Source organism: Nguyenibacter vanlangensis (assembly GCF_013376155.1).
GTDB classification, from domain to species: domain Bacteria; phylum Pseudomonadota; class Alphaproteobacteria; order Acetobacterales; family Acetobacteraceae; genus Gluconacetobacter; species Gluconacetobacter vanlangensis.
Window position 1 is genome coordinate 1 of record NZ_JABXXP010000328.1, and the last position, 3,235, is coordinate 3,235.

1 protein-coding gene is annotated in these 3,235 nt (G+C 69.5%); it reads left to right on the forward strand.

Going from position 1 to position 3,235, the window contains the following annotated elements; translation table 11 throughout:
* The first annotated feature begins 354 nt into the window (after positions 1–354).
* Positions 355–3,168 (forward strand): phosphoenolpyruvate carboxylase, encoded by a 2,814-nt coding sequence (locus HUK84_RS13250; protein WP_176640713.1) that lies wholly within the window; start codon positions 355–357, stop codon positions 3,166–3,168.
* The last annotated feature ends 67 nt before the right edge of the window (positions 3,169–3,235 follow it).

Below are 3,235 nucleotides of genomic sequence, written 5' to 3' on the forward strand. Positions count from 1 at the left end.
GGCGCCGCATAGCCGGCGGCGGTCAGCGCCCCCATGGCGACCAGCAGGCCGGTCGCCGCCCGGCGATAGCGTCGCAATGTCAGCCGGGCCGCCCTGTCCGCGTCGGGGATCGTGTTCATCGTCCCGTCGATACCATTCCGGCCGCATGAACCCAAGCACCCGCAGGCCCCCGTTCCGGTCCTGTTGCGTTCCGTGACAAATCACTGCGTGTTCCCCAAATTCGGCACGAGTCGCCGCGGCAGACATTGCGATGGGCGCGCGAACATGAAACCTTGCGCCTCGTGCGCCGACCGGATGCCGCCCGGATGCCACCGCAGGACACGCCACGTATTCAGGATGACTGGGACTACCGCCATGACCGAGATCTCTCCCCGCGACGCAGCCGAGATGCTGCTCGACCTCACGCGGCAGGTGGTCACCGATCACGAGGACGCGTCGTCAGGCAATCCCATCATCGCGCTCGCGCGCCGGATCGGCCGGCAGATCACGGCCGGGACCGTCACGACCGACATGCTGGAACAGGCCGTCCGCCACCTGCGCGACGCCGCCTTCCGCGACCGCGCCGCCCGGCTGCGCGCCTATGTCGAGGGCACGGACGATTCCGCCATCGCCACGCGGATGCGCGGCGTGGCCCAGACCGTGGCGCGCGAACGCGGCCCCGACGGCACGCCGCCCAATTTCGGCCATTTCCGCAAGACCGTGGAACGCAGCCGCTTCGCCGCCGTCTTCACCGCCCACCCGACCTTCGCCCTGGCCAATCCGGTCTACGAAACCCTGGCCGTGATGGCCTCGACCGATGACGGCCATCTGGCGGACATGCCCTGCCTGCCCACCCATCGCCGCGCGGCGCCCCCCACGCTGGACGAGGAATTTTCCCTGGCCTCGGCCGCCATCCTGCGCGGCCGCAACGCCCTGGACCGGCTGAACGAGACCCTGCTGAACGAGGCCCGCGCCCGCTGGCCGCACGAATGGTCGGTCCTCAGCCCCCGTCCGATCATCCTGACCAGTTGGGTCGGCTACGACACGGACGGCCGCACCGACATCGGCTGGTGGGACACGATCCGCCTGCGCCTGCGCATGAAGCGCCTGCAGCTCGAACGCCTGGCCGCCCAGATCACCCCGCTGCGTCCGATGGCCGACGGGCTGCACCAGCGCGTCGAACGCGCCCTCGACGCGGTCGATGCCCAGATCGCCGCCTGCCCTGTCGGCGAATCGCCCACCCCCGAATCGGTCGCCGCCTTCGCCGCCGTGCTGATCGGCCGGCGGGACGAGGCGATCTCCGCCGCCAGCGAACTGGCCACCTCGTTCCAGGAGGCCATCGATACCGCCCCCGCCGAGCAGCGCATGACCCTGGCCGTGGCCCGCGCCGGGCTGATGGCGCACGGCATGGCGGCCGCCCACACCCATGTGCGGCTGAACGCGACGCAGATCCACAATGTCGCGCGCCAGCGCCTGGGTATCACCGACAGCCCCGAGATCCCCTCGCAGCGCCGCGGCCTGCTCAGCCGGATCAACGAGGCCCTGGACCAGGTCCAGCCGGTCGAGATCGATTTCGGCTCGCTGCTGCTGGAACAGGCCACCGCCGCCCGGCTGATGATGACGGTGCGCCAGATCGTCCGGCACATCGACCGCGAAAGCCCGGTCCGCTTCCTGATCGCCGAGACCGAAAGCGGCTACACGCTGCTGACCGCGCTGTGGCTGGCGCGCTGCTTCGGCATCGAGAACCAGATCGAGATCTCGCCGCTCTTCGAAACCCAGGAAGCCCTGGAAAACGGCGCCCATATCGTCGAGGAAGCCCTGCATTCCCCGCATTGGCGCGATTATCTGCGCCGCACCGGCAAGCTCAGCCTGCAATTCGGCTATTCCGATTCCGGCCGCTATGTCGGGCAGTTGGCCGCGACCTACCTGATCGAACGGCTGCGGCTGAAGATCTGCGACCTGCTGCGGCGCTGGAACCTGACCGAGGTCGAGGTCATCCTGTTCGACACCCATGGCGAGAGCATCGGACGCGGCGCGCACCCGTTCCGCCTGACCGACCGGCTGGACTATCTCTCGCCGCTCCATGCCCGCGCGGTCTTCGCCGAAGCCGGCCTGCGCATCCGCGAGGAGACGGCCTTCCAGGGCGGCGACGGCTACCTGCTCTTCGGCACCCAGGCGATGGCCGACGCCACCGTGGGGGTAATCGCGTCGCACATCTTCGCACCCACGCAGCTCAACCGCGACCCGGTGTATGACGAGCCCGATTTCTCGGCCGATTTCTTTTCGACCATCGGCGCCGGCATGGCCGGCCTGGTCGAGGACCCCGGCTATGCCGCGCTGCTCGGCGCCTTCGGCCCGTCCCTGATCGACAAGACCGGCTCCCGCCCCTCGGCGCGGCAGAGCGACAGCGGCGCGGCCACGACGCGGATCTCCCACCCCAGCCAGCTCCGCGCCATCCCCAACAACGCCATCCTGCAGCAATTGGGCTGGTGCGCGAACACCATCCAGGGCCTGGGCGGCGCCGCCGCGCGCCACCCCGAAACCTTCGAGGAATTCCTCAGCCGCAGCCCCCGCTTCCGCCGCGCCGTGGATTTCGCCACCCACGCGCTCGCCCATTCCGACGACACGGTGCTGCGCGCCGTCATCTACATGCTCGATCCCGACATGTGGCTGAACCGCGCGACCGCCGAATCCGACCCGTCCCGGCGCGACGCCTACCTTGCACTGATGCACGGGCTGGAGCGGCTGAATTTCTGGGCCAGCACCCAGGCCATGTTCCGCCGCATCCAGTCCGACCACCTGTCCCTGCGCCGCGCCTGGCCGCAGGCCCCCCGGATGGGCGAGGCCGAGAAGCTGCTGCATGCGATCCGCATCGCCACCATCGAGCAGATCTGGCTGCTCTCGACCCGGATTCCCTATTTCTCGCCCCGCAACGCCTTCTCGCGCGACGCGCTGACCACCCGCGTGCTGTGCCTCGAAGTCCCCGCCGCGCTGCGCGAACTGGACTATATCTTCCCCTACGCCACCGGCAGCGGGATGGAACTGGATTATTCCGAATCTCACGGACCGCGGAACGCCGGCGCCTATGTCCGCGAACATGCCGAGATCTTCGAGCCGATGCAGCGCCTGTTCGACCTGGTGCGCGAGACCGGGATGGCGGTCATGCACCATGTCGGGGCCTTCGGCTGAACGGCTCCGACGGCGGGGCGCCGCCCGAAACCGCCCCCGGGGAAAGCTGGCAGGTGCGCGAGGCCCC